Source organism: Klebsiella sp. 141203, assembly GCF_032601985.1.
Lineage (GTDB): Bacteria > Pseudomonadota > Gammaproteobacteria > Enterobacterales > Enterobacteriaceae > Klebsiella > Klebsiella aerogenes.
This window is the reverse complement of sequence record NZ_JAQIRL010000004.1, coordinates 62,529-86,441: the sequence shown is the minus strand read 5'-3', so window position 1 is coordinate 86,441 and position 23,913 is coordinate 62,529. Positions and strand designations below refer to the sequence as shown.

Annotated in this window: 26 protein-coding genes, 1 pseudogene and 1 other annotated feature; of the genes and pseudogenes, 8 read left to right on the top strand and 19 right to left on the bottom strand. The window is 57.4% G+C overall.

Going from position 1 to position 23,913, the window contains the following annotated elements:
- Nucleotides 1–43 precede the first annotated feature (43 nt).
- The 6 genes from PGR29_RS16885 to ivbL form a co-directional block, all read right to left on the bottom strand.
- Nucleotides 44–1,372: an MFS transporter gene (locus PGR29_RS16885; RefSeq protein WP_015369066.1), complete on the bottom strand. Its 1,329-nt coding sequence runs from the start codon at nt 1,370–1,372 to the stop codon at nt 44–46.
- An 11-nt stretch (nt 1,373–1,383) separates the two neighbouring features.
- On the bottom strand, nt 1,384–2,868 hold the full coding sequence (gene uhpB, locus PGR29_RS16880) for a signal transduction histidine-protein kinase/phosphatase UhpB (RefSeq protein WP_213317703.1): 1,485 nt from the start codon (nt 2,866–2,868) through the stop codon (nt 1,384–1,386).
- Between the two features lie 17 nt (nt 2,869–2,885).
- Nucleotides 2,886–3,479, bottom strand: coding sequence for a transcriptional regulator UhpA (gene uhpA / locus PGR29_RS16875; protein ID WP_015369064.1), 594 nt, complete (start codon nt 3,477–3,479; stop codon nt 2,886–2,888).
- A 150-nt stretch (nt 3,480–3,629) separates the two neighbouring features.
- Nucleotides 3,630–3,917: an acetolactate synthase small subunit gene (ilvN, locus tag PGR29_RS16870; RefSeq protein WP_016162014.1), complete on the bottom strand. Its 288-nt coding sequence runs from the start codon at nt 3,915–3,917 to the stop codon at nt 3,630–3,632.
- Nucleotides 3,918–3,920: 3 nt separating this feature from the next.
- A complete protein-coding gene (gene ilvB, locus PGR29_RS16865; RefSeq protein ID WP_316424964.1) occupies nt 3,921–5,609 on the bottom strand; it encodes an acetolactate synthase large subunit in 1,689 nt (562 codons plus the stop codon).
- Between the two features lie 104 nt (nt 5,610–5,713).
- A complete protein-coding gene (ivbL, locus tag PGR29_RS16860; RefSeq protein WP_016162016.1) occupies nt 5,714–5,809 on the bottom strand; it encodes an ilvB operon leader peptide IvbL in 96 nt (31 codons plus the stop codon).
- A 12-nt stretch (nt 5,810–5,821) separates the two neighbouring features.
- Here ivbL and PGR29_RS16855 point away from each other — a divergent pair.
- The 5 genes and pseudogenes from PGR29_RS16855 to emrD all read left to right on the top strand — a co-directional run bounded on the left by PGR29_RS16855 (nt 5,822) and on the right by emrD (nt 9,277).
- Nucleotides 5,822–5,990 (top strand): annotated as a pseudogene (locus PGR29_RS16855) (hypothetical protein).
- Between the two features lie 370 nt (nt 5,991–6,360).
- On the top strand, nt 6,361–6,480 hold the full coding sequence (gene tisB / locus PGR29_RS16850; RefSeq protein WP_004145059.1) for a type I toxin-antitoxin system toxin TisB: 120 nt from the start codon (nt 6,361–6,363) through the stop codon (nt 6,478–6,480).
- Nucleotides 6,481–6,569: 89 nt separating this feature from the next.
- Nucleotides 6,570–7,016, top strand: a complete 447-nt coding sequence (locus tag PGR29_RS16845) for a GNAT family N-acetyltransferase (protein ID WP_087858886.1) — start codon at nt 6,570–6,572, stop codon at nt 7,014–7,016.
- A gap of 67 nt (nt 7,017–7,083) precedes the next feature.
- On the top strand, nt 7,084–7,917 hold the full coding sequence (locus PGR29_RS16840; protein ID WP_047046121.1) for a DMT family transporter: 834 nt from the start codon (nt 7,084–7,086) through the stop codon (nt 7,915–7,917).
- Nucleotides 7,918–8,092: 175 nt separating this feature from the next.
- A complete protein-coding gene (gene emrD / locus PGR29_RS16835) occupies nt 8,093–9,277 on the top strand; it encodes a multidrug efflux MFS transporter EmrD (protein ID WP_047044642.1) in 1,185 nt (394 codons plus the stop codon).
- A gap of 35 nt (nt 9,278–9,312) precedes the next feature.
- On the opposite strand, the gene dsdC is transcribed toward emrD, so the two are convergent.
- On the bottom strand, nt 9,313–10,236 hold the full coding sequence (gene dsdC, locus PGR29_RS16830; RefSeq protein WP_213794868.1) for a DNA-binding transcriptional regulator DsdC: 924 nt from the start codon (nt 10,234–10,236) through the stop codon (nt 9,313–9,315).
- Nucleotides 10,237–10,459: 223 nt separating this feature from the next.
- On the opposite strand from dsdC, the gene dsdX reads away from it, so the two are divergent.
- Both dsdX and dsdA read left to right on the top strand, forming a co-directional pair.
- Nucleotides 10,460–11,797, top strand: a complete 1,338-nt coding sequence (dsdX, locus tag PGR29_RS16825) for a D-serine transporter DsdX (protein WP_045389052.1) — start codon at nt 10,460–10,462, stop codon at nt 11,795–11,797.
- A 16-nt stretch (nt 11,798–11,813) separates the two neighbouring features.
- On the top strand, nt 11,814–13,142 hold the full coding sequence (gene dsdA, locus PGR29_RS16820) for a D-serine ammonia-lyase (RefSeq protein ID WP_316424959.1): 1,329 nt from the start codon (nt 11,814–11,816) through the stop codon (nt 13,140–13,142).
- Here dsdA and PGR29_RS16815 read toward each other — a convergent pair.
- The 6 genes from PGR29_RS16815 to ibpA all read right to left on the bottom strand — a co-directional run bounded on the left by PGR29_RS16815 (nt 13,139) and on the right by ibpA (nt 17,167).
- On the bottom strand, nt 13,139–13,627 hold the full coding sequence (locus PGR29_RS16815) for a regulator (protein ID WP_316424957.1): 489 nt from the start codon (nt 13,625–13,627) through the stop codon (nt 13,139–13,141). The genes dsdA and PGR29_RS16815 overlap by 4 nt on opposite strands.
- On the bottom strand, nt 13,624–13,986 hold the full coding sequence (locus PGR29_RS16810; protein ID WP_271032432.1) for a DUF202 domain-containing protein: 363 nt from the start codon (nt 13,984–13,986) through the stop codon (nt 13,624–13,626). Before PGR29_RS16810 ends, PGR29_RS16815 begins: the two co-directional genes overlap by 4 nt.
- A complete protein-coding gene (locus PGR29_RS16805; protein WP_015369053.1) occupies nt 13,976–14,323 on the bottom strand; it encodes a YidH family protein in 348 nt (115 codons plus the stop codon). The genes PGR29_RS16810 and PGR29_RS16805 overlap by 11 nt, the downstream gene beginning before the upstream one ends.
- Nucleotides 14,324–14,423: 100 nt before the next feature.
- Complete coding sequence (locus PGR29_RS16800) at nt 14,424–16,085, bottom strand: putative transporter (RefSeq protein ID WP_316424955.1); 1,662 nt, start codon at nt 16,083–16,085, stop codon at nt 14,424–14,426.
- A gap of 123 nt (nt 16,086–16,208) precedes the next feature.
- Complete coding sequence (gene ibpB, locus PGR29_RS16795; RefSeq protein WP_015369047.1) at nt 16,209–16,637, bottom strand: small heat shock chaperone IbpB; 429 nt, start codon at nt 16,635–16,637, stop codon at nt 16,209–16,211.
- Nucleotides 16,638–16,753: 116 nt separating this feature from the next.
- Nucleotides 16,754–17,167 (bottom strand): small heat shock chaperone IbpA, encoded by a 414-nt coding sequence (gene ibpA / locus PGR29_RS16790; RefSeq protein ID WP_015703892.1) that lies wholly within the window; start codon nt 17,165–17,167, stop codon nt 16,754–16,756.
- Nucleotides 17,161–17,235 (bottom strand) — a sequence feature (ROSE (Repression Of Heat Shock gene Expression) occurs in the 5'-region of heat shock genes and acts as an RNA thermometer to modulate expression.). It overlaps the preceding gene by 7 nt.
- Nucleotides 17,236–17,468: 233 nt before the next feature.
- On the opposite strand from ibpA, the gene PGR29_RS16785 reads away from it, so the two are divergent.
- Entirely contained in the window at nt 17,469–17,798 is a 330-nt protein-coding gene (locus tag PGR29_RS16785; RefSeq protein ID WP_162750188.1) for a YceK/YidQ family lipoprotein, read from the top strand.
- A 1-nt stretch (nt 17,799) separates the two neighbouring features.
- Here the strand turns inward: PGR29_RS16785 and PGR29_RS16780 are convergent, their stop codons facing one another.
- The 6 genes from PGR29_RS16780 to dgoR form a co-directional block, all read right to left on the bottom strand.
- A complete protein-coding gene (locus PGR29_RS16780) occupies nt 17,800–19,026 on the bottom strand; it encodes a DUF3748 domain-containing protein (RefSeq protein WP_316424952.1) in 1,227 nt (408 codons plus the stop codon).
- 51 nt (nt 19,027–19,077) lie between these two features.
- Nucleotides 19,078–20,415 (bottom strand): MFS transporter, encoded by a 1,338-nt coding sequence (locus PGR29_RS16775; RefSeq protein ID WP_045395955.1) that lies wholly within the window; start codon nt 20,413–20,415, stop codon nt 19,078–19,080.
- A 177-nt stretch (nt 20,416–20,592) separates the two neighbouring features.
- Nucleotides 20,593–21,741, bottom strand: coding sequence for a galactonate dehydratase (gene dgoD, locus PGR29_RS16770; RefSeq protein ID WP_016946147.1), 1,149 nt, complete (start codon nt 21,739–21,741; stop codon nt 20,593–20,595).
- A complete protein-coding gene (locus PGR29_RS16765; protein ID WP_316424949.1) occupies nt 21,738–22,355 on the bottom strand; it encodes a 2-dehydro-3-deoxy-6-phosphogalactonate aldolase in 618 nt (205 codons plus the stop codon). Before PGR29_RS16765 ends, dgoD begins: the two co-directional genes overlap by 4 nt.
- Nucleotides 22,339–23,217, bottom strand: coding sequence for a 2-dehydro-3-deoxygalactonokinase (locus PGR29_RS16760; protein WP_316424947.1), 879 nt, complete (start codon nt 23,215–23,217; stop codon nt 22,339–22,341). Before PGR29_RS16760 ends, PGR29_RS16765 begins: the two co-directional genes overlap by 17 nt.
- Nucleotides 23,214–23,903, bottom strand: coding sequence for a D-galactonate utilization transcriptional regulator DgoR (gene dgoR, locus PGR29_RS16755; RefSeq protein WP_015369039.1), 690 nt, complete (start codon nt 23,901–23,903; stop codon nt 23,214–23,216). Before dgoR ends, PGR29_RS16760 begins: the two co-directional genes overlap by 4 nt.
- Between the last annotated feature and the right edge of the window lie 10 nt (nt 23,904–23,913).

The window sequence follows — 23,913 nt, the reverse complement described above, 5'->3', positions numbered from 1 at the left end:
ATTTCTTAGTTTTGCCCCGTTCGCAGCGAAAGGGTGAGCTACATCACGCTTCGCTGGCGGTACGCGGCGCCTGCGCGTTTAAAAACGGCAGCAGCAGCAGCGCGGAAATGCCGGCGGCAATCGCAATCACCACGAAGAATCCGGTCCAGTGCCAGATATCCATCACCTGCGCCAGCGGCCAGCCGGAAAGCGAGGCGCCAAGATAAGCGAACAGGCCGACAAACCCGGTTGCCGCCCCGGCGGCTTCTTTATGCGAACATTCCGCCGCCGCCATACCGATCAGCATCTGCGGGCCGAAAACGAAGAACCCGGTGGTGAAGAAGCAGGCCGCCTGCATGACGTAGCTGGCGAACGGCATCAGCCACAGCCCGCCAACCGACAGCAAAATTCCGGCGGCGAAGATCAGGTTCATCGGCCCGCGATTGCCGTTAAACAGCTTATCCGAGCCCCACCCCGCCACCAGCGCGCCGATAAAACCGCCCAGCTCAAACATGGTCACCGCCGAGTTAGCGGTCACCAGATCGACGCCAAGCGTCTCCGACATATACAGATTGCCCCAGTCGTTAATCGCCGCCCGCACCACGTACACCAGCACATAGCACAGCGATAACAGCCAGATATAGGGATTGGCCAGCACGTAGCGGGTCAGTATCTCTTTACGCGTCAGCCCTGCGCCTTCCTGCTGCTGGGCGATTTCCAGCGCATCGTGACGCCAGTCGCCTACGGCGGGTAACCCCACCGCCTGCGGGCGATCGCGCAGCCGCCAGCACAGATACAGTCCGGCGAGGATCGCCAGACAGCCGGCAATCGTCATCCCCATTCGCCAGCCGTAATGCAGCGCCGCCGCCCCCACGACCATTGGGATCAGCGCGCCGCCGACGTTATGCGCGGTATTCCACAGCGCCCACCAGCCGCCGCGTTCGGTCCGCGAATACCAGGCCGTCAGCAGCCGGGCGCACACCGGCGAGCCCCAGCCCTGGAAGAAGGCATTCAGCGCCCACAGCAGCGCGAAGGCCCATAGCGAAGTAGAAAAACCGAACAGGATATTAACCACCCCGGTGGCAATCAGCCCCAGCCCCATAAAATAGCGGGCGTCGGAGCGGTCGCTGACGATACCGGAGAAAAATTTCGACAGCCCGTAAGTGATGTAAAACAGCGTGGCCAGTAGGCCAATATCGCTACGAGTCAGTACATTGCTGGCCAGAATTTCAGGCACCGCGGCATTAAAGCTTTTGCGGGTGAAATAAAACAGCGCGTAACCAAGCCAGATGGTAAGCAGGATATGGCGACGCCAGTAACGATAACGCTCGTCCAGCTCGCGTTTATCGCTAATCGGCGCGGCGTCCGGCGGCGCTTTTAAAAAGGCAAACATCGGCGCTCCTCTCAGACGTAACGCAGCGGTAAATTGACGCACACGCGGGTACCGTGTGTGCAGGAGATAGTTAACGTACCGCCCAGCGCTGTCACGCGCTCACGCATGCCGGTCAGGCCGAACCCCTGCAGATTCGACCCCGGCGGCAGGCCGCAGCCGTCATCTTCCAGCACCAGCATCAATCGCCCATCCTGCTGCCAGCCCTGGAGGGTGACGGCGCTGGCGCTGGCGTGCTTGACGATATTATTCAGTCCCTCCTGGCAAACGCGAAACAGCGTCACGCGCTGGTTTTCGCTCAGCCCCGCCTCGTTAATCCGCCATTCGAGATGACTGACGATACCGCGGTCTTCCAGTTCCATTTCACGCATCAACGAACGTACCGCCTGTTCAAGCGGCAGATCGTCAAGCTGGCGCGGACGCAGACGACCAAGCAGTCTTCGCACAGAGTCGTAAACCCCCAGCGACAGCTGTTCTATCAACTGGCCGCTCTGCCGTACGCTGGCGTTGTTTGGCGCCAGACGCTGCACGATCCCTGCCTGGGTGCGAATTGCCGTGATAGTCTGGCCAATATCATCGTGGAGCTCGCGCGCCACGTCACGCCGCACGCTCTCTTCCGTTTCCAGCAGGCGTTCCGCCAGCCGCCGATTACGCGCCAGCTCGTTCTGTAGCGACAGGTTAAGCTCGCGCAATCGCTGGATCCCCGCGCCCAGCAGCAGTCCGGTCAGGCTCTGCGCCAGCAGTGAAAGCAATAAATCAACCGGGTGATCGTGCCAGGTCTGGCTGGCAATCAGCGCAATGGCGTTCATCAGGGTGGCGATCAGCGCCCCCTGCCAGCCGTAGTGCCAGGCGAGAGCGATAATCGGCAGCGCCAGACAAAAAGGGGTAAAGCGGGAGAGTTCGGCGGGCAACCCGAGCTGTAGCCACAGGCTGACGGTAAACAGCAGCAGGTACCAGATCAGATGCCGGCCACGCCAGTTAACCGGCTGCGACACCAGCGACGGCCCCAGCGGCCGCCAGACGGTACTGGTCAGATAATGCCAGATAACCAGGCAGGTCGGCGCCAGCGTCAGGCCGCCGGTCAGCGTCAACAACAGCGCGGTCAGTCCCTCACTGCCTTCTTGCGCCAGCCACGGCAGCGATTGCAGCAGCGAGGCGGCGATCAGCGCCCCGCCCTGGCGCAACAATGTCAACCAGTCTCGCTGCTGGCGATAGCGTGAAATCAATGCCACCGGCAGCAGGGTCAGCAGACTTCCGGTCATCAATATTATCGGGTGCGCCAGCGCCACTTCCTGAGCCAGCCAGAAGATAAGCAGCCACTCGGCTCCCAGCAGCACCGGCCAGTAGCCACGCGGGCATTGCAGCATCAGCCCTAAACGCAGGCCAAAGGGAAACAGCAACACCGCTAAATCCGCGCGTTCCACCAGATGCAGACTGATACTCCACAGGCAGAACCAGGCGGCTGAGAAGATAAAGGCGCAGCCGATCACCGACAGCAATCGTGAAACGACGGTGTTCATTGCCAGCTATCGAACATGCGGCGCGCCAGCTCGACGTCGTTGCTGACGCCCAGTTTTTCCAGCAGGTTGGCGCGATGAACGTGAACGGTTTTCGGCGACAGACCGAGCTCAGCGGCGATCTCTTTCACCGCCATACCCTGCGCCAGTTTTTCCGCCACCTGGCGCTCGCGTTTGGTGAGCGGATCCTGGCGCCCGGCGGCCAGCTTCATGGCGATATCCGGCGTGAGATAGCAACCGCCCGCCGCCACGGTGCGGACCGCGGCGATCAGTTCATCCGGACTGCAGCGTTTCGACAGGAAGCCGCGCGCGCCGGCGTTCAGCGCCTGCTCGATCAGCGCCGGGCTATCGTGCACCGACAGCATGATGGTCGCCATCCCCTTAGGCAGCTGGCTTAACAGCTCCAGCCCGGAAATATCCGGCATTGAGATATCGCAGATACAAACCTGTACACCGCGCCCCGGTAGCCCCGCCAGCGCCTCGCGTCCACAGCCGAATTCAGCGACAACCTGAAAATCAGCTTCCAGCCCCAGTAGCTGAGCAAAACCGGAGCGGACAATCAAATGATCGTCAATAAGGGCGATGGTAGTCATGGTGTTTCCTGGTGCCTGAAAGCGCCGGATGGCGGCGTAAACGCCTTATTCGGCCTACGGATTCACTTCCTGTAGGCCGGATAAGCGCAGCGCCATCCGGCAAAGGCGCTTACCTTAACCATAAGCACCTTACCGTTCAAGCCTTGAGCACTATTCGAAGAACACCGCAATTTTGTTAAACATGGTGGGATCGGACTGGTTACGCGCCACATTGGTGACATCTTCCAACTTTTCAATCTGACTAATCATCTGCCCCAGTCGCTGGTCATCATTTACCAGCAGCCAGATGCGGCTGTGCTCGCTGCCCTGAATCGGCAAGCAGAGAATACCTTCAACGTTAAACGCGCGGCGGGCAAATAGCCCGCAGACGTGGGTCATCACACCTGGGTGGTTGCGGACGGTGAGTTCCAGAATGACGTTATCGTGTTGCTTTTGCATGGCTTATTCCCCCACCATCTCAGTATTGGCCGCACCCGGCGGTACCATCGGATACACTTTTTGCTGCGCGTCGATACGCACGTGGATCAACGCCGGACCTGGGCGGTCGATAATCGCCTGCAGCGCCGCCTGCGGATCGGATTCGTTATTTAAATCACAGGTTTGCAGACCAAAACCGGCAGCTATCTGCATAAAGTTAATCATCCCCGGATAGGTCGCGGCGAAGACGCCCTGCTGATAGAACAGGCTCTGCTGCTGATGCACCAGCCCCAGCGCTTCGTTGTTCATCAGGATAATTTTTACATCCAGCTGATTTTCGGCGGCGGTGGCCATCTCCTGAATATTCATCATCAGGCTGCCGTCACCGGAGAAACAAATAACCTTACGTTGCGGATTGGCCAGCGCCGCGCCGATGGCCGCCGGCAGGCCGAAGCCCATGGTGCCGAGACCGCCGGAAGTCAGCCACTGGCGCGGACGGTTGAGCGGATAGGCCTGCGCCGTCCACATCTGATGCTGACCCACATCGGTGGTGATGATCGCCTCATCATCAACGCAGGCGGCCACGGCGTTAATCAGGCCGTAATGGGAGAGCGGATCGCTTTCCTGCGGGATGGCGCAGGGGAATTCTTTTTGTAAATCAGCCACCAGTTGGCGCCACTCATCACGCGGCTGCGCCTCAATCTGCGGAATAAGCTGGGCTAAGACCTCCGCCACATCGCCCTGAATCGCTACGTGCGGTTGCTTAATTTTGCCAAGCTCAGAGCGGTCGATATCGACGTGAATAATCTTCGCGTTCGGGCAGAACTGCTCGGTCTTGCCAATCGCCCGGTCATCAAAACGCGCGCCTAAAACAATCAGTAAATCAGCCTCTTGCAGAATAAAGTTAGTGCTGCGCGCGCCGTGCATCCCCAGCATGCCCAGCGACAAAGGATGCGCCTTCGGCAGCATACCCAGCGCCATTAAGGTCATAGTGGTCGGCAGGTTGGCTTTTTCCGCCAGTTCACGAATCGGCTGCGGCGCGTTAATTACGCCGCCCCCCAGATACAGTACCGGGCGTTTCGCCGCATTGATCATTGCCGCCGCTTCACGCACGCTTTCAGGCGCGAATGCCGGTGCCGGGGCGCGCTCGCCGGGCTCTGGGAGCGTTTCCAGTTCAATGGTTGCCGACTGCACATCCTTAGGAATATCTATCCACACCGGCCCGGGACGCCCGGACTGGGCAATACGGAAGGCGTCGCTCATCACCTGCGGCAGCTCGGCGATATCGCGCACCAGGTAGTTATGCTTGGTGATGGGGATAGAAATGCCGTAGGTATCGACTTCCTGGAAGGCATCGGTGCCGATCATTGAGGCCGGAACCTGGCCGGTGATGCAGACCAGCGGAATAGAATCGAGGCGGGCATCGGCGATGGCGGTAATCAGGTTGGTGGCGCCAGGGCCGCTACAGGCCATGCAGACCGCCGGTTTACCTTCGGTACGCGCCATCCCCTGAGCGATAAAACCCGCCCCCTGCTCGTGGCGCGCCAGGATGTGGCGGATCTGCGTGCTTTGGCTCAAGGCATCGTAGATGGGCAGGATGGAGCCGCCCGGAATACCGCTGACCATAGTAATACCCTGGCGTTCCAGTAAATGAACAACCAGCTGCGCGCCGGTAAAGCGCATTGTGTTTGATGTGGTGCCCGAACTTGCCATGCTCCAGTCCTTTTATTCTGGGCCGACTTTACCGGGGGGCTCGCCAACAAAAAACCCCGCTCGGTTTGCGCCGGCGGGGTTTGGAATTCGTGTTGTTCCGGACCCTACGGCGCATTGCCGACGACGACCACCACAGACACGACGACCACCGCGGCAGGCGCGGTTTTTAGTAGGGTCGAAGTCATCATGGCAGCGTTCATTAGGGACCTGTTGTGTCGAAAAATAAGCTGAATTTATACAAACACAGGTTTTGCGTTTTCACAATGGATTTATTTTCATCCACGAGAATTTGCGCGAAAGATCACAATTTGCGACATCAGCGGCAGAAAACAAAAAACCCCGCCGGAGCGAGGTTTTTATCAGCATTTTTACGGGTGGTAGCCGTAAGCACACTGTATTACGTCAACGACAAAAGTATACGCGATCGCTGCAATTCGCGCAATTTAAGGTCGAAATTTCTCTGTCATAGAGTATGTACGACGGGTGCGAATTTGTCCAAAAAATACTGTTCATACATACAGTATTTATCTATACTGGATGTGTTCACTTTGTGCCATTCGGGGGCCGCAAGTTTGACCGGCGCAACGAAGTCCTGGCTGAAACGGGTGGTGCCGTCAGTGCCTTAACCCCGAGAGAGCACACTGTGTTACGTCAACAATGCGTCGTGTCCGGCCCGTGCGGCCACCACTGCGCAACCCCTGTGAGAACAGGGATAAGCTGGCAACAGGCAGCGGAAAGGTACGTCAGCTTATTGTGCTCCTTAACCACAGGAGACGCGCGTATGGGCGGAATGGATATTATTATTTTAATCCTGAAACTCATGGTTGCTGTGTTGCAACTACTTGATGCAGTCCTGAAACAGTTCCGCTGATTCAGGTTCAAGTCGCACCTGAGGGGGGCGGGAAACCGCCCCCCTACAGGCGTCCTTCGGGCGTTCCGGGAAGACTTGATGGAGGAACCATGCCACCGCTATTAATTGCCGCAACGACGCCGGAGGATCCGGGGTTCGTCGCGCTGCGCACCGAAAGCCTTGAACAGCATTTCAATATGCTGCGCCGTCTGGCGGAAAACTGGCAAAGCGGCAAAAACCGCTTTAACGCCCCTGGTGAAAAGCTGCTGGGCGCGTTTGTCCGTGGCCAGTTGGTTGGGGTCTGCGGTCTGAACGTCGACCCCTTCAGCCAGCAGCCGCGGGCCGGGCGCATTCGCCATCTCTATATTCGCGATAGCCATCGCCGCCAGGGAATTGGCCAGCAGCTGCTGCTCTCAGTCATCACGCATTCCGGCGCCTGGTTCGATTTCCTTAACACTCATGCCCCGGCGCAGGCCTGGCCCTTTTATGAACGCTTTGGTTTCCGCCCGGTATACGATGAGCCTCGGGTTACGCATCGCCTGTTCTGCTCGCTGTAAGCGCGGCTGGTTGGCGCAGCGGGCGCATGTTACAGTCCGCTGACCTTAACTGCTGAATCTGCCTGCGATGACCATCACCGTATTCTGCATTTTGCTTTTCGCCGCACTGCTGCACGCCAGCTGGAACGCTATCGTCAAAGCCAGCGGCGATAAAATGTACGCGGCGATAAGCGTCAGCGGGTCGGCCTCGCTGATCGCCCTGGTGATGCTCCCCTTCGCGCCGCAGCCGACGCTGGCCAGCGCCCCCTATCTGGTGGCGTCATGTGCGTTGCAGGTGGTGTATACGGTACTGGTGGCGAAGACCTATCAGGTGTCGGATATGAGCCAGACCTATCCGCTAATGCGCGGCACCGCGCCGCTGCTGGTCGCGGCTATCAGCGTGATATTTCTCGGCGATCGCTTATCGCCGTTGGCCTGGTTGGGTATTGGCGTCATCTGCCTGGCGATTCTGGCGATGGCCTTTAACGGCCGCGTCAGTTCCCGTAAAGGCATCATGCTGGCGCTGATCAACGCCTGTTTTATCGCGGGCTATACGCTGGTAGACGGCACCGGGGTACGGCTGGCGGGATCGGCGCTCGGCTATACCCTGTGGACCTTTTTTATGAACGGTTGCTGCCTGCTGTGCTGGGCCATGGCGGCACGGCGGCGCGAAGCCAGCCGTTATTTACGCCAGCACTGGAAAAAGGGCATCCTCGGCGGCGTCGGCACCATGGGATCCTACGGCCTGGCGCTATGGGCGATGACTCAGGCGCCGCTGGCGGTGGTCGCCGCGCTGCGCGAAACCTCCATTCTGTTCGGCGCGCTGATCGCATTTATCGTCCTGAAGGAACAAGTGGTAGCGCTGCGCATCGTTGCCGCCTGCGGTATTGCCGCCGGAGCAATCCTGCTGCGTCTCTCATAGATTAAAATGGCAACATTAGTTGCCGATCCTGTTTACAAAACCTGCCTGAATTTTCCCCAACAATCGGTGCTATGTAGTTGTTCTGTCATTTTATTGTGGTAGATTCCTCCATCGTTTAAGGAGTGTGCCAGTCACATATTCTCCATTTCTCATTGCTCACGAAGTATTCATCGACATGAAACGGCATAAGAACTTCAATTTGTTGTTGATGCTGGTACTGCTGGTGGCCGTTGGCCAGATGGCGCAGACCATTTATATTCCGGCTATCGCCGACATGGCGGTATCGCTTAACGTCCGTGAAGGGGCGGTACAAAGCGTAATGGCGGCCTACCTCCTGACGTACGGCATTTCCCAGCTGTTCTACGGCCCGCTCTCCGACCGCGTGGGCCGCCGCCCGGTGATCCTTGTCGGGATGTCTATTTTTATGCTGGCAACGCTGGTTGCCATCACCACCCATAGCCTGCCGGTATTGATCGCCGCCAGCGCCATGCAGGGGATGGGCACCGGCGTCGGCGGCGTGATGGCGCGAACCCTGCCGCGCGATCTTTACGAAGGCGCGCAGCTGCGCCACGCCAACAGTTTGTTAAATATGGGAATATTGGTCAGCCCGCTGATTGCGCCGCTGCTCGGCGGTATCCTTGATACCCTGTGGAACTGGCGTGCCTGTTACGCCTTCCTGCTAGTGCTGTGCGCGGGCGTAACCTTCAGCATGGCGAAATGGATGCCGGAAACGCGCCCGCAAGGCGCGCCGCGGACGAAACTACTGGCCAGCTACAAAACGCTGTTCGGTACCGGCGCCTTTAACTGTTACCTGCTGATGCTGGTGGGCGGGTTGGCCGGGATTGCGGTGTTCGAAGCCTGTTCCGGCGTGCTGATGGGCGCGGTCCTCGGCCTGAGCAGTATGGCGGTCAGCATTCTGTTTATTCTGCCGATCCCGGCGGCGTTCTTCGGCGCGTGGTTCGCTGGCCGTCCGAATAAACGCTTCTCAACGCTGATGTGGCAGTCGGTTATCTGCTGCCTGCTGGCGGGAGTTATGATGTGGTTGCCGGGGCTATTCGGCGTTATGACCGTCTGGACACTGCTGGTGCCTGCGGCGCTGTTCTTCTTCGGCGCGGGTATGTTGTTCCCTCTGGCTACAAGCGGCGCGATGGAGCCATTTCCGTTCCTCGCCGGTACCGCTGGCGCGCTGGTTGGCGGCTTGCAGAATATCGGCTCCGGCGTGCTGGCCTGGCTGTCGGCTATGATGCCGCAAACGGGGCAAAGCAGCCTCGGCCTGCTAATGATGTTAATGGGGCTGTTGATTCTGCTGTGCTGGCTGCCTCTGGCCTCGCGCTTTACCAGCCACCAGCAGCCGGTATAAGCGCCGCTGGCGCTCCCCGGATAGCGGCTTTTGCCTTATGTCAGGCTGTGCAGCCATTCAATAAAAGCGTCGATTTTCGGCCACTGACGGCCCGGCAGGGTCGTCACATAGTAATGCTGGTGACACTTTAGCGTCATCTCGCCGAACGGCGCGATAAGCTCCCCGCTTTCTAACCGCTTCTGCACCAGCCGTTTACGCCCCATCGCTACTCCGACGTGATTCATCGCCGCAATCACCGCTAAATCAGAACGATCGAAGCCGATACCCGATGATTGCGGCAATTCAATTGCAAATTGCTGCGCCCAACTGAACCACTCATCGGTACCGGAATCATTGCTCCATGCCTGACGGTCATGTAGTAACGTGCAGTAGCGCAGATTGCCTGGATTGCGGATTATCTGCTGCTGCTGCGCGTATTTCGGCGTACATACCGGCACGATCGCTTCATCCATCAGAAAATGATGGCTTAGCTGTGATGACGGCGCATCATCAAAATAGATCGCCAGATCGATACCCGCACGCTGTAGATTGACGTTATCGTTGCCGGTGAGCACAGTCAGCGAGATGGATGGGTAGCGGCGGGTGAAATCGCCCAGCGCCGGCACCAGCCAGCATTGGGCGATCGACGGGCGCGAGTACACCGTCAGCGTGCCGGAGAGCTCCTGATTTTTAATATCCAGAATCTCCTGATTAAGGCTATCCAGCGAGGATTTCAACGCCCAGAATACCCGCCGCCCCTCGCGCGTCAACTCCACCTTGCGGTGCGAACGTATAAATAGCTGAATACCCAGCTCTTCTTCCAACTGGTTGATGCGATGGCTAACGGCGCTCGGGGTCAGCGACAGCTCTTCCGCCGCCAGTGCAAAGGACTCATGGCGAGCCGCAACTTCAAAGGTATACAGCTTTGACAACTGCCAGCCGTTCAGCAGGCGATTACCTATCTCTTTCATTACATCCATCACGATTCCCCGCCTTTTCTTTGCCGGTAAGTGTAAAAAAAACGCAGCCGGAGCGCGCCTGAAAGATGAATAAAAGTGACTCAACACACATTTAACGGGCTATTTAAGAACCAAATCACGTATTTGCATCAATTTGGCTCATCTGAAAAGCGATTTATATCGTTTGTCAGCCTATGTCGCTTTTCTGTTCAATAACCACACGTTATTTACGGCGAGGTGGGATATGGAATCTCAAATCTGGGTGGTAGGCACGCTGTTTATCAGTATCGTGCTAATCGTTTTAACGATCGTCAAACTGAAGTTTCATCCGTTTCTGGCGCTCCTGCTGGCAAGCTTTTTCGTCGGCGCGATGATGGGCATGGGGCCGCTTGATATGGTCAACGCCATTGAGAGCGGTATTGGCGGTACGCTTGGCTTCCTGGCGGCGGTGATCGGTCTCGGTACCATCCTCGGGAAGATGATGGAAGTCTCCGGCGCGGCGGAGCGCATCGGCCTGGCGCTGCAGCGCTGTCGCTGGTTGTCGGCAGACGTGATCATGGTGCTGGTTGGCCTGATCTGCGGCATTACGCTGTTTGTTGAGGTTGGCGTGGTGCTGCTGATCCCGCTAGCCTTCTCCATTGCCAAAAAAACCAATACCTCGCTGCTGAAGCTGGCCATCCCCCTGTGTACCGCGCTGATGGCGGTGCATTGCGTGGTGCCGCCGCATCCGGCCGCGCTGTTCGTGGCGAATAAACTCGGCGCGGATATCGGCACGGTCATCGTCTACGGCCTGCTGGTTGGCCTGATTGCCTCGCTGGTAGGCGGCCCATTGTTCCTCAAGCTGCTCGGCAACCGCCTGCCGTTTAAACCGGTGCCGACCGAGTTTTCTAACCTTGAAGTACGCGAAGAATCGACGCTGCCCTCGCTCGGCGCTACGCTATTTACCGTGCTGCTGCCGATTGGGCTGATGCTGGTGAAAACCGTCGCTGAATTGAATATGGCTAAAGGCGGCACGCTGTATATGCTGCTGGAGTTTATCGGCAACCCCATCACCGCGATGTTTATTGCCGTCTTTGTCGCTTATTACATTCTTGGTATTCGTCGGCAGATGGGGATGGGCGTCCTGCTGACCCATACTGAAAATGGTTTCGGATCGATTGCTAATATTCTGCTGATTATTGGCGCGGGCGGCGCGTTCAACGCGATTTTGAAATCCAGCGGCCTGGCCGATAGCCTGGCGGTGATCCTCTCGAATCTGCATATGCATCCGATTCTGCTGGCCTGGCTGGTGGCCCTGATCCTTCACGCCGCCGTCGGCTCCGCTACCGTGGCCATGATGGGCGCCACCGCTATCGTCGCGCCGATGCTGCCGCTATATCCCGGTGTAAGTCCGGAGATCATCGCTATTGCCATCGGTTCCGGCGCGATTGGCTGCACGATCGTAACGGATTCCCTGTTCTGGCTGGTGAAACAATACTGTGGCGCAAGCCTCAGCGAAACGTTCAAGTATTATACGACGGCGACATTTATCGCTTCTTTACTTGCACTCGCCGCCACCTTCCTGCTTTCTTTCATCATCTAAGCGAACGAGACGTAATATGAAAAACGCTGAACTGACCCAATTAACCGCGACTTTCCCGCTTGTGCAGGAGCTGATCGCTCTGAAAGAAACCACCTGGTTTAACCCGGCGACCACGACGCTGGCGCAAGGGTTGCCCTATGTCGGCCTGACCGCCGAAGATGTAAAAGACGCTCACGAACGCCTTCAGCGCTTCGCGCCGTATCTGGCGGAAGCCTTCCCGGAAACGGCCGCCACCGGCGGGATTATCGAATCAGAAGTGGTTGCCATTCCGGCAATGAAACGCCTCCTCGAGCAACAATTCAACCAGCCGATTCACGGCGAACTGTTACTGAAAAAAGATAGCCACCTGCCGATTTCGGGCTCCATTAAGGCGCGCGGCGGCATTTATGAAGTGCTGACCCATGCGGAAAAGCTGGCGCTGGAAGCCGGGCTGCTCACCACCTCAGATGATTATCGCAAATTGCTGACACCAGAATTCAAGCAGTTCTTCAGCCAGTACAGCATCGCCGTTGGTTCTACCGGCAACCTCGGTATGTCGATCGGCATCATGAGCGCGCGCATTGGTTTTAAGGTCACGGTACATATGTCTGCCGATGCCCGCGCATGGAAAAAAGCCAAACTGCGCAGCCACGGCGTAACGGTCGTTGAGTATGAAGAAGATTACGGCGTGGCGGTCGAACAGGGGCGCAAGGCGGCGGAATCCGACCCGAACTGCTTTTTCATCGACGATGAAAACTCGCGCACGCTGTTCCTCGGCTATGCCGTGGCCGGCGAACGCCTGAAAGCGCAGTTTGCCCGGTCAGGACGCGTGGTCGATGCCGATCACCCGCTGTTTGTCTATCTGCCATGCGGCGTTGGCGGCGGCCCCGGCGGCGTCGCATTCGGCCTGAAACTGGCGTTTGGCGACCACGTTCACTGTCTGTTCGCCGAACCGACCCATTCCCCATGCATGCTGCTCGGCATTTACACCGGGCTCCATGACCAGATTGCGGTGCAGGATTTGGGGATAGATAACCTGACCGCCGCCGATGGTTTGGCGGTCGGCCGCGCTTCCGGCTTCGTTGGCCGGGCGATGGAACGCCTGCTCGACGGCCTGTATACCCTCGACGATCAAACGATGTACGACATGCTGGGCTGGCTGGCAACGGCGGAAAACATTCGCCTTGAGCCGTCCGCACTGGCCGGGATGGCCGGACCGCAGCGCGTCTGCGCCAGTAAAGCGTATCATCAGCTACAAGGACTGAGCGACGAACAGCTACGCCACGCCACCCACCTGGTATGGGCGACCGGCGGCGGTATGGTGCCGGAAGAAGAGATGGCGCAGTATCTGGCGAAGGGGCGTTAAATCGCCCGCAGCAGCGGCATCAGTTCGCCCGGTGACCGCTGCTGTTTACGCAGATCGCGCATAACCCGCATACAGGGAGCGCTGGCGACATAGAACTGGCGGTAGCCTTCACAGAGCGGATCGTCGTCGTCTGCGCATAATCGCCGCCACGCACAGACAAAACAGGCGCTATTGGCGGCCACCTGCCGTTGTTCGCGCAGCGGTTCGCCGCACCAGATACGCAGAGTTTCCTCAAACAACGTAATCGTTATGCGGCCAATATCTTCCCGCGCCCAGATATGGAAAATGGCGCAAAGGAAGTTTCCCCACGCATTGGCATCTTCCGCTCTGAGCTGCGGAATAAAACGAACGGCGCGCACGCCCTGCGCGCGTAGCTCCCGATATAGCTGCTGCGGTTGCTGGCAATGGTGGCGATAAACTTTCACCTCCTGCACTGCCGGTTCGTTGTGAGCGAGGGAGTGGCATTCTGTCCGACATCCTGTCATGTCACATCCTTAAGAAATAAAATGATCTGCCGTAGATGCGTTACAGCAAACAATAATGACAGCGAAAGCACTGCGAGGGAGATCAAAAATTTGTCACGAACTGCTCCCGGCTGCAAAAAATCGCTCTCGCCGACATCCATCAAATGGCGGCTACGGGTGTAGCGCCAGAGAATGATCGCCACCACTGCCAGTACGCCAATCGATATCCAGAACGCCAGCCCGGCGCTATGCCAGTTATGTTTAATCGCCAGCGCCATCAGCGCCCCGTAGCCCAGCAGAGTACGAAACCACGCCAGCGAGGTGCGCTCCGGCTGCAGACCGGGATCGCTCTCCCGCCGCGCCCGGCGTCTATCCGCCATACAGCACCAGCAGCATCACCGCCGCCACGACCGCCAGCAGCAGGACGCTAATCACCAGTAGCGTACGGGTATAGGGGAGATCCTGCTTCAGGCGCATCGCCTTTTCGTTGCTCAGCCAGCGCAGATAGCCGTACACCGCCAGCCCGCCGGCAAACAGGCATAGTAGCAACGCAAGCACTTCGCGAATAAGCGGAGTGGCAAAATCCGGCGCCAGCTGATCGAGCCCGACGCCCGCGGCGAGAAAGCCGAGCGCCGTACGGATCCACGCCAGAAAGGTGCGTTCATTGGCCAGCGAAAAGCGGTAATCCGGCGCTTCGCCAATGCGGGAAATTTTCATCAGCAGTCCTTGTTCGTCACGCAAACAGGCCACAGCATAGCCTAAATCACGAACAGGAGAGAAGAACCGGCACCCGATGGATACCGGTATTCGGAATTCGCTAACTCAGCCCCCAGAACAGCACGGCCAGTAGCTGAGGAGTGATTATCCGCAGGAACATCACCAGCGGATAAACCGTGGCGTAGGAGAGCGCCGCCGCGCCGCTGGTGGCGTGAAGATTGTTGGCGAAGGCCAGCGCCGGCGGGTCGGTCATTGAGCCGGCCAGCATGCCGCAGAGGGTCAGATAGTTCATCTTCGCCAGTATCCGCGCCAGTATACCCACCGTCAGTAGCGGGATAGCGGTGATGAAAATACCGTAGGCTATCCAGCTAAGCCCCTCGCCGTGGAGCAGGGTGTCGACAAAATCGCCGCCGGACTTCAGCCCCACCACCGCCAGAAACAGCACGATACCGAGTTCGCGCAGCGCCAGGTTGGCGCTCGGCGGCATAAACCAGTACAGCTTGCCGATGCTGCCGATACGCCCGAGGATCAGCGCCATAATCAGCGGCCCGCCGGCTAGCCCCAGTTTCAACGCCGCCGGGAAACCGGGAATAAACAGCGGAATAGACCCCAGCAGGACCCCGAGACCAATGCCGATAAACACCGGTAGCATTTGAACCTGCTGCAGCTTTTGCTGCGCGTTGCCGAGTTCATTGGCCACCGCGTCAATGGCCTGTGGACGTCCAACCAGGTTAAGAATATCGCCAAACTGCAGGCTGGCATGGCTGCTGGCCACCAGCTCCACCCCGGCGCGATTAAGCCGCGAGATCACTACGTCATAGCGTTGTTTAAAGTGCAGATCGCGGATTTTCCTCCCTAATACCTTCTCGTTAGTGACCACCACGCGTTCCACTTTGAGATCGGTACCGCGCGTTGAGAGCGAAGTCGCCACTTCTTTACCAATCACCAACTGCGCGTTGTGTAAATCTTCCGGCCGCCCGACCAGGTGCAGCAGATCGCCATGCTGGATAAGCGTACCCGGCGCCGGCACCATCAATAGCTCATCGCGCTTCAACCGCGAGCAGATAATTTTGTCGCTGTTGAGCATTGGCACATCCTGAATCGCCATATTATTTAGATTCGGGTTTTCCACCCGCACGTTAATGGTATGCAGATGAGCGTGCCCGTTACCGCTGCTCTCATCAAACTGCTGCGCCTCTTTTTCCACATTAATGCGAAAGAACAGCCGCACCAGCCACATGGTCAGCAAAATGCCGCAGATACCAAACGGGTAGGCCATCGCGTAACTCATCCCCATCTGATCGACGACATCAAACGGCAGGCCAAGATCGCGCAGGATTTGCTGCCCGGCGCCAAGCGCGGGCGTATTAGTGACCGCCCCAGAGAAGATGCCGAGAACGACCGGAAGCGGAATATTGAACAGCTTATGCAGGATCGCCGTCACCAGTCCGCCAAGTACGACGATAAGGATCGCGAACAGATTGAGCTTAAGCCCGGAGACGCGTAACGAGGCAAAAAAGCCCGGACCGACCTGAATACCGATGGTATAAACGAAGAGAATAAGGCCAAATTCCTGGATGAAATGCAGCATCGGGCTGCTCAGCGTAATCCCTGCCTGATCCACGAAGTGGCCCACGATAATGCCGCCAAACAGCACGCCGCCGATACCAAAGCCAACGCCGCGGATTTTGACATTGCCGATCCACAATCCCACCACCGCAACCAGCGCCAACACGCTGACGGTCAATGCTATATCACTCATACTATTTTCCCTGTGAATAACATTATTATTAACAGGGATTATGACTGAAGGCGGGAATACTGTATGTAGTCCCGCGCACAAAAAAGCCCCGAGTTATCGGGGCTTGAAAGCGATGTGGCTGAATTAACTATTCAGCGCCGGGCGCTCGCTAATAGCGATACGCTGCGGGGCGGCGACTTCCGGCTCGTGGCGGGTTAAGTCGATATGCAATAAGCCATTGGTAAAGGTGGCACCGGAGACTTCCATATTATCCGCGAGGGTGAAACTCAAGCTGAAGGCCTGATTCACCAGCCCCTGGTGCAGCCATTTAGTCTCTTTTTCAGCGGCCTGCGGCGTGCCTTTAACAGTCAGACGCGTACCTTCCAGCTGAATATCCAAATCTTCCTGACGGAACCCGGCTACCGCGAGGGTAATGCGGTAATGGTTATCGTCGCTTTTTTCGATGTTATAGGGCGGGAAGGTTTGGCTTTCACCGGCGGTTTGCAGGGCATTAGCCAGTTTGTCAAAACCGATCCATTGACGCAGCAGTGGGGATAAATCGTAGTTACGCATAGTGTTTTCTCCTTCTGAGAAGCGAGTAAGTACCTGCGAATTCAGCGAATTCGCATTTGCTCCCTGACGGCAAGCAAGTTGTTTATTCAGGCCGCCGCGCGGCCTGAAGCGGAAAATTAGTTAATTTCGATACGGCGCGGTTTGTTCGCTTCCGGAATCACGCGTTCCAGATCGATATACAGCAGGCCGTTGACAAGGTTAGCGCCGCGAATATGAATGTTATCGGCGAGCTGGAATTTACGCTCGAAGTTGCGTTCCGCGATCCCCTGGTACAGGTAGGTGCGCTCTTTCTGCTCGGCGGCATGGGAGCCTTTCACCACCAGAAGATTGTCTTGCGCGGTTATCTCTAATTCGCTTTCCGCAAAACCGGCGACGGCAATCGCGATGCGGTAATTGTTTTCATCCACTAATTCAACGTTATACGGAGGGTAGCCGCCGTTGCCCTGGCTTTGATTATTTTCTAACAGGTTGAACAGGCGGTCGAAACCAATAGCAGAACGATAAAGCGGGGAGAGATCGAAATTACGCATAGTAAATAGCTCCTGAAATCAGCGAGAATTCAATGGCTTTCCATCATGGACAAGCCGTTATGACCCGGAATACCCCTCAGGCGTATCCTCATTGGGTGACACTACTAAAATGGGTGTGCCCCGACGCTTTTCAAGCCCTTTTCAGCCAAATTTTTTTGCAGTTTGCTGGCGAATGCTTAGACTGGTTGCAAAGCACAAAAGGCAAAGTGCGATACTCGCCACAGTGCAGTGCAATAACGCTAGGCATTCACGGGACGGCTCGTTATAACCGAAGTAACCCCGATAAAATGACGGAAGAGTGATGAAAAGCGGATTGTTAAAGCTGGTCCTGTTCAGCGGGATGATTAGTATGGGCGGTTGCTCCAGCGTGATGTCGCATACCGGCGGCAAGGAAGGAACCTACCCAGGCACGCGCTCCAGCGCCCATACGCTGGGCGACGACGACACCAACTGGGGCGTGAAATCGCTGGTGGCCCTCGATATGCCGTTCACCGCGGTCATGGACACGCTACTTCTGCCGTGGGATATGTTCCGCACCGACAGCTCGGTAAAATCGCGCGTCGAGAAAAGCGAACAGGAGACGCTGGCGACTAACTCCGTCATCCCGCCAGCGCCAATGCCTTCGCGCTAAGCTAGCGCTGCGTTTCGGTTATCCACAACTGGCGATAACCGTCGACGTCTTCCATCCACGCCAGGTATTTTCCATCCGGTGAAAATACAACGGCATCCGCGGACGGCGGATTTTCGCGATCGGTCGTCAAATAACTTACCGCGCCGCTGCAGGCATCGCAGAGCGCGATTTTGTTTTCCACCACGCATCCCAGCCACTCGCCCGATGGATGCCAGTTAAACGCCGACTGAATCCCCTTTGCAGTATGCGTTAACTGACGCGGCTCGCCGCCCGCAGGCGCGATAAGCCACAGCTGTACAACGCCTGCGTCATCACGCATCAGAAAGGCGATCTCGGTGGCCTGCGGATTGGCGCGTACCCAATGGCGCGGTACATTCACCAGCCCCGGATAGCGGCGCTGGTGGGTATAGGTCAAACGACGCTGGCTGACGCCTGCCGGCGGCGCGGGCATCGTCGTTGCACTTCCGGCCAGCGGCGCATCGCCCTGCCGCTTCCACCCTGCCTCATCCCGCGGCAGCGTCACAATAAACAGTTCAGGCACTTTGTCGCCGTTTTCCGCCAGCGTATCGCCGATAAAGGCTAGTGCATGATTGCCGACCCACCCCTCTTCATAAGCGCGATTGATCTCATCGCTGCCCGGCAATGGGTTCGCCGTGGTACGGCTCACCAGCACGCACCAGTGGCTGCCGGCATATTCGCGGGGATGGGCGCCCTGCGGGCTCACCGGGCCATAGGGCGCGGCTACGCCAACGTTGCGCAGATCCAGCGCCGGATCGTATTCGTGAAGTACGTGGTCGTTATACGTGAAGCTAACGAACTGGCCGTCTGGGCTGAAGACATGAACGTGGCTGCCGCCGCGCAGCGCGCCGGGGGTATAAGGCGCGGTAATATCCAGCGCATCAAGATTGCGGGTTTCACCCTGCCAGTTCACCACCCCGCGACGGTGATGAAAATCGTAATGCCAGTTGGCGTCCGGGTGTTCCGGGCCGTGAATAAAAACGTATTTATCTTGCGTCGGGTGTACGGTGACCACACCAACGCAGGCACCGTCAGCGGCGCGATTGAGCGTCTCAACGGCGCCGCTATGGATATTCACCCGCTCAATGGTCTCGCCGGTGAAAGAGGCCCCCGACGGACGGACGTCGAAAACCAGCCACTGGCTGTCCGGGGTCCAGGTATTGATATTGGTAAGCTGATGGTGACGGGGAGCAAAAGTGACTTGTTTCATGACGATACCCTGATGCGAGACTTACGCATCAGGGTAGCGTATCGCCAAAATTTAGCCTACACGTTTCACATCGCCGACCAGCAGGATATAAGACAGCGCGCCTATCAGCGCCACTACGGAGATATAAACCAGCGCCGGGCCAAAGCCGTAATCCTGCGCCAGATAGCCAATCACCAGCGGGACGGTGATGCCACCCAGTCCGCCAACGAAGTTAAAGACCCCGCCGGTCAGGCCGATCAGGCGCATCGGCGCCAGGGAGGAGACCAGCGACCAAGTGATAGACGCAAAGCCGTTGCCGAAGAATGCCAGCGCCATCAACGCCATGATCCAAACGGGGTCGTTGGTATAGTTCGCCCCCATGATGCAGGTGGAGATCAGCAGCCCGCAGATAATCGGCGTTTTGCGCGCCACGCCCAGCGAGTAGCCTTTTTTCACCAGCTTATCCGCCAGCCAGCCGGAGAGCAGGACGCCAAAAAACGCGGCGAGGAAGGGTACCGTGGTCATAAAGCCGGCCTTCAGCGCGGTGATGCCTTTTTCCTGGGTTAAGTAATTCGGGAACCAGGTCAGGAAGAACCACAGCGTCGAGGTAACCGCGAACTGCCCAAGGTAAACGCCAACCAGCTTACGGTGAAAGACCAGCTTCCAGTCCGCTTTTGATAACGGTTGACGCGCCTCTTTCTTCAGCGGCGCATCGCCATCCACCAGGCCGCCTCCGTCGCGGATATAGTCGAGTTCGGCTTTACTGATGCTTTTAGTCAGGCGCGGCGGTTGATAAACCTTAAACCAGATTAACGACCAGATAATGCCGATACCGCCGGTAACGATAAATACCCAGTGCCAGCTTAATAGCTCCTGGATCCAGATCAGTAGCGGCGTGAGGAAGGCCAGACCCACAAATTGCCCCGAGGTATAAAACCCAACGGCAGAGGCGCGTTCGTGTTCGGGGAACCAGCTGGTCACCATGCGGTTGTTGGTCGGGAAAGCTGGCGCTTCGAAGATGCCGGTAATGGCGCGTAAACCAATCAGCGACATTAAGCCGGTGGCGAAGCCTTGTAGCAACGTCGCGACGGACCAGCCAAATATAGCGATAAAGTAGGTAAGCCTGGATCCTACGCGGTCAAGAAACCAACCGCCAGGGATCTGGCAGAGGGTATACAGCCAGGCAAAGGCGGAAAATACATAGCCCATTTCCGCTTTGCTAATACCAAACTCCTCCTGAATATGCGCCGAGGCGACAGCGAGGTTGGCGCGGTCAACATAACAAATAACCACGGTAATAAAGATCATGATGAGCGTCAGATAACGGCGACGCCCGGGTTTTACAGCGGTAACTGAAATATCCATCGCAATCTGTCTCCAGATTTTGGGCATAGCGAAGCCGCTCACCATGCCCGGTAATTTACAGAGGGTGTTTTTGTTTTTTATTAATAACTATGTTGCGATGCGCTAAATAATTCGTGCTGGGGAAAGGCGGCAAATTTTCGCATCCCTGGGAGCATACAATAGTATGTGACCAGGGTAAGAAAATGCAGCCAACGCATCACCAGTGCGAAGTATGACGCGCATTTACCATTCGGCGACAGAGCCATCCTCATACCGCCACAACGGATTTCGCCAGTCCGGCGCATTTTTACTTAACTCAATCACGCGGGCCTCATCAATTTCCACGCCCAGCCCCGGCTTCATCAGAGGTTTAAAGAAGCCGCCTTCCATATTGAAATCTTCTTTATTTTTCACAAAATCAAGAAGTTCTGCGCCTTTGTTGTAGTGGATCCCCATGCTCTGTTCCTGGAAAACCGCGTTATGTGAAACGAAATCGACGTGCAGACAAGCGGCCAGCGCGATCGGCCCCAGCGGGCAGTGCGGCGCCAGCCCAACGTCATAGGCTTCCGCCATTCCGGCAATTTTATAGCATTCGGTAATACCGCCTGCGTGCGACAAATCGGGCTGTAAAATAGCCACCCCGCCCGCTTCCAGTACCCGTTTAAATTCAAAGCGCGAGAACATACGTTCGCCGGCGGCAATTGGAATATGCGTTTGCGCCGCCAGCCGCGGATAATATTCCGCCTGCTCGGCTAATACCGGCTCCTCAATAAATAATGGGCGATATGGCTCCAGCTCTTTAATTAATACCTTAGCCATCGGCGCGCTAACGCGGCCATGAAAATCGAGACCAAACTCAATTTCATTGCCAAACGCTTCGCGGATTTGCGCTACGGTATTCACCGCCGCATCAACCGCACGGGAATTATCGATGAGCCCCATCTCTTCGCAGCCGTTTAATTTAAAGGTGTCGAAACCAATACCGCGCAGCTTCTTAATCCCGTCAATTACTTCGGCGGGGCGGTCGCCGCCCACCCAGCTGTAGGCTTTAATTTTGTCGCGCACCAGCCCGCCCATCAGTTGCCAGACCGGGGCATTCAGGACCTTACCTTTAATATCCCATAGCGCCTGGTCAATACCGGCGATGGCGCTCATCATAATCGGGCCGCCGCGATAAAAGCCGCCGCGGTACATCACCTGCCACAGGTCGTTAATCCGCGCCGGATCCTGGCCAATCAGGTAGTCGCCAAATTCATGAACGGCCGCCTCCACCGTGCGGGCGCGCCCTTCAATCACCGGTTCGCCCCAGCCGACAATGCCTTCATCGGTTTCAATCTTCAGGAACATCCAACGCGGAGGTAAACGGTACGTGGTGATATTGGTTATTTTCATTTCACTGCCTCTCGATACGCTTTTACGAATGCGGCTGCCTGTTGCGCGGTACGTTCAACCGGCTGGCCGGCGCGATAGAGATCGCTACCCAGCCCAGCCCCCACACAACCGGCATTAATCCACTGCGCCAGGTTTTCCGGCGTCACGCCGCCAACGGCAAAGACCGGAACCTCCGGCGGCAGCACGGCTTTCAACGCTTTGATGTAATCCGGTCCAAAAGCCGATGACGGGAAAATTTTCAGCGCCTGCGCGCCGGCATCCAGCGCGTTGAAGGCTTCGCTGGCGGTGGCGCAGCCTGGACACACGGTCATGCCGTAACCCACCGCCCGCCGGATCACTTCCGGCTGAATGTTTGGCGTCACGATCAGCCGACAGCCCATGGCCGCCAGCCTGTCGACCTGCTCCGGTTGCAGCACGGTGCCCGCGCCGATAAGCGCCTGCTCGCCGTAAGCGTCGACGACCTGCGGAATACTTTTCTCCCACTGCGGCGAGTTCAGCGGGATTTCGACCGCGTCGAAACCGGCGTCGATAACGGCGCCAACGTGAGCCAGCGCCTCGTCTGGCGTAATACCGCGCAGGATAGCGATAAGCGGAAGGTTAGTTTGCCACTGCATAAGCGATGCTCCTTATTCCTGTCTGAAATGCCGTATCGCCCGCAACCGCGGTGACTTCGCGGCCAATGGCGGCGAATGCCTGCTGATAGCGGGACGTTAACGATGACCCGGCGACGAGGCTAATAGCCTGCTGTCCGGCGAACGTGTCGCTGAGGGTGGCAACTTCAGCGCCAATCAGCAGGCCGGAAAGAAATTCGCTAACCTGCTCGCGAGGCAGCGCGCCCAGCACGTGCGAAGCGCGCACTTCAAACAGCTGCGGCAGGACGGCGGGGTTGTTGATACCGCGCTGCAGACCGGCCGCGAATGCGTCGGTGGACGTCTCCTGCGGCGGTAAGCCGGCGCCCACCAGCGAGTGCTGAAGCAACAGATGATGCAACTCACCGGTCAAAACGGTACGAAAATCGTGAATTTGCAGGCGATCGGCCAGTACCCACTTGCAGTGGGTTCCCGGCATCACGTAGACAGACGAAGGGGCTAAGGCGCGAGCGCCCAGCAGCTGCGTTTCTTCCCCACGCATGACGTTATGGTTATCGTCACGGGAAACGCAAAGACCGGGAATTATCCAGATATTGTCGCCAACGGCAGTTAACTGCTGGCCAATGTCCGAGAAAGCGGCAGGAAGCGGCAAATAGGGGGCGATTTTCCAGCCCACGTTGCTGCCAACCATACCTGCCATCACCACCGGTGTGGCGCCATCGCGCCAGTTTTGAGTAATTTCCGCTAACACCGCAGCGGGAGAGCGACCGTTCAGGCGCGTTACGCCTGCTTCAGATTGCCTGCTTTCCAGGCATTCTTCGCCCTGATAAAGCCAGGCGCGTAAATTCGTCGATCCCCAATCTATTACGATGTAGCGAGCCGTCATGTGATTTCCTTGAGCCTTCGTGTCGAGCTGGCGATCATCGTCAACGCCGCCTGCTCCGCCGCGTCGCTATCCTGATGCCGAATGGCGTCAAATAGCGCTTTATGTTCCTGGAGGGTTTTCGGCATGTTGCCTTCATCACCCATCCAGGTCCGTTCAAATACCGCCCGCTGCAGCGAACTGATCGCCACGCTAAGCTGCTGCAAAACCGGGTTATGTACTGACTGCAGCACCGCTTCGTGGTAACGAATATCGGCCTCGTTAAAGGCATCCCGGTTTTGGTTGTTGGCGATCATGTCATTGAGCGCCGACTCGATTTCCGCCAGATCGCTCGAGGTGGCGCGCTCTGCCGCCCAGCGGGCAATAGCGGGCTCGACCAGGTTGCGCACTTCACTCATCGCGCTGATAAGACGCGGGTCATAATCATTTTCCAGTACCCACTGCAGAACCTCAGTATCGAGGTAGTTCCACTGGTTTCTCGGAGCGACAAACGCGCCGCGATAACGCTTCATTTCGATCAGCCGCTTCGCCATTAGCGAGCGAAATACTTCGCGGATGATGTTGCGCGAAGTTTCAAACTCTTCACACAGTTCCGCTTCGGCCGGTAGCGCTGAACCCGGTACGTACTTACCGCTGACAATCTGTTTGCCCAGCGTGATCACGATGCGATCGGTCTTATTGAGAGTCATGGAGAGTCCT

Excerpts from the sequence above, each read along its gene's own strand:
- PGR29_RS16840 (WP_047046121.1), top strand. The coding sequence starts at position 7,084 with ATGACCATCACCGTATTCTGCATTTTGCTTTTCGCCGCACTGCTGCAC.
- ibpB (WP_015369047.1), bottom strand. The coding sequence starts at position 16,637 with ATGCGTAACTACGATTTATCCCCACTGCTGCGTCAATGGATCGGTTTT.
- PGR29_RS16780 (WP_316424952.1), bottom strand. The coding sequence starts at position 19,026 with ATGAAACAAGTCACTTTTGCTCCCCGTCACCATCAGCTTACCAATATC.
- PGR29_RS16845 (WP_087858886.1), top strand. The coding sequence starts at position 6,570 with ATGCCACCGCTATTAATTGCCGCAACGACGCCGGAGGATCCGGGGTTC.
- dgoR (WP_015369039.1), bottom strand. The coding sequence starts at position 23,903 with ATGACTCTCAATAAGACCGATCGCATCGTGATCACGCTGGGCAAACAG.
- PGR29_RS16765 (WP_316424949.1), bottom strand. The coding sequence starts at position 22,355 with ATGCAGTGGCAAACTAACCTTCCGCTTATCGCTATCCTGCGCGGTATT.
- PGR29_RS16775 (WP_045395955.1), bottom strand. The coding sequence starts at position 20,415 with ATGGTGAGCGGCTTCGCTATGCCCAAAATCTGGAGACAGATTGCGATG.
- ilvN (WP_016162014.1), bottom strand. The coding sequence starts at position 3,917 with ATGCAAAAGCAACACGATAACGTCATTCTGGAACTCACCGTCCGCAAC.
- uhpA (WP_015369064.1), bottom strand. The coding sequence starts at position 3,479 with ATGACTACCATCGCCCTTATTGACGATCATTTGATTGTCCGCTCCGGT.
- dsdX (WP_045389052.1), top strand. The coding sequence starts at position 10,460 with ATGGAATCTCAAATCTGGGTGGTAGGCACGCTGTTTATCAGTATCGTG.
- PGR29_RS16885 (WP_015369066.1), bottom strand. The coding sequence starts at position 1,372 with ATGTTTGCCTTTTTAAAAGCGCCGCCGGACGCCGCGCCGATTAGCGAT.
- dsdC (WP_213794868.1), bottom strand. The coding sequence starts at position 10,236 with ATGGATGTAATGAAAGAGATAGGTAATCGCCTGCTGAACGGCTGGCAG.
- PGR29_RS16785 (WP_162750188.1), top strand. The coding sequence starts at position 17,469 with ATGAAAAGCGGATTGTTAAAGCTGGTCCTGTTCAGCGGGATGATTAGT.
- ibpA (WP_015703892.1), bottom strand. The coding sequence starts at position 17,167 with ATGCGTAATTTCGATCTCTCCCCGCTTTATCGTTCTGCTATTGGTTTC.
- dsdA (WP_316424959.1), top strand. The coding sequence starts at position 11,814 with ATGAAAAACGCTGAACTGACCCAATTAACCGCGACTTTCCCGCTTGTG.
- ilvB (WP_316424964.1), bottom strand. The coding sequence starts at position 5,609 with ATGGCAAGTTCGGGCACCACATCAAACACAATGCGCTTTACCGGCGCG.
- PGR29_RS16815 (WP_316424957.1), bottom strand. The coding sequence starts at position 13,627 with ATGACAGGATGTCGGACAGAATGCCACTCCCTCGCTCACAACGAACCG.
- PGR29_RS16800 (WP_316424955.1), bottom strand. The coding sequence starts at position 16,085 with ATGAGTGATATAGCATTGACCGTCAGCGTGTTGGCGCTGGTTGCGGTG.
- ivbL (WP_016162016.1), bottom strand. The coding sequence starts at position 5,809 with ATGAACGCTGCCATGATGACTTCGACCCTACTAAAAACCGCGCCTGCC.
- emrD (WP_047044642.1), top strand. The coding sequence starts at position 8,093 with ATGAAACGGCATAAGAACTTCAATTTGTTGTTGATGCTGGTACTGCTG.
- PGR29_RS16760 (WP_316424947.1), bottom strand. The coding sequence starts at position 23,217 with ATGACGGCTCGCTACATCGTAATAGATTGGGGATCGACGAATTTACGC.
- dgoD (WP_016946147.1), bottom strand. The coding sequence starts at position 21,741 with ATGAAAATAACCAATATCACCACGTACCGTTTACCTCCGCGTTGGATG.
- PGR29_RS16810 (WP_271032432.1), bottom strand. The coding sequence starts at position 13,986 with ATGGCGGATAGACGCCGGGCGCGGCGGGAGAGCGATCCCGGTCTGCAG.
- PGR29_RS16805 (WP_015369053.1), bottom strand. The coding sequence starts at position 14,323 with ATGAAAATTTCCCGCATTGGCGAAGCGCCGGATTACCGCTTTTCGCTG.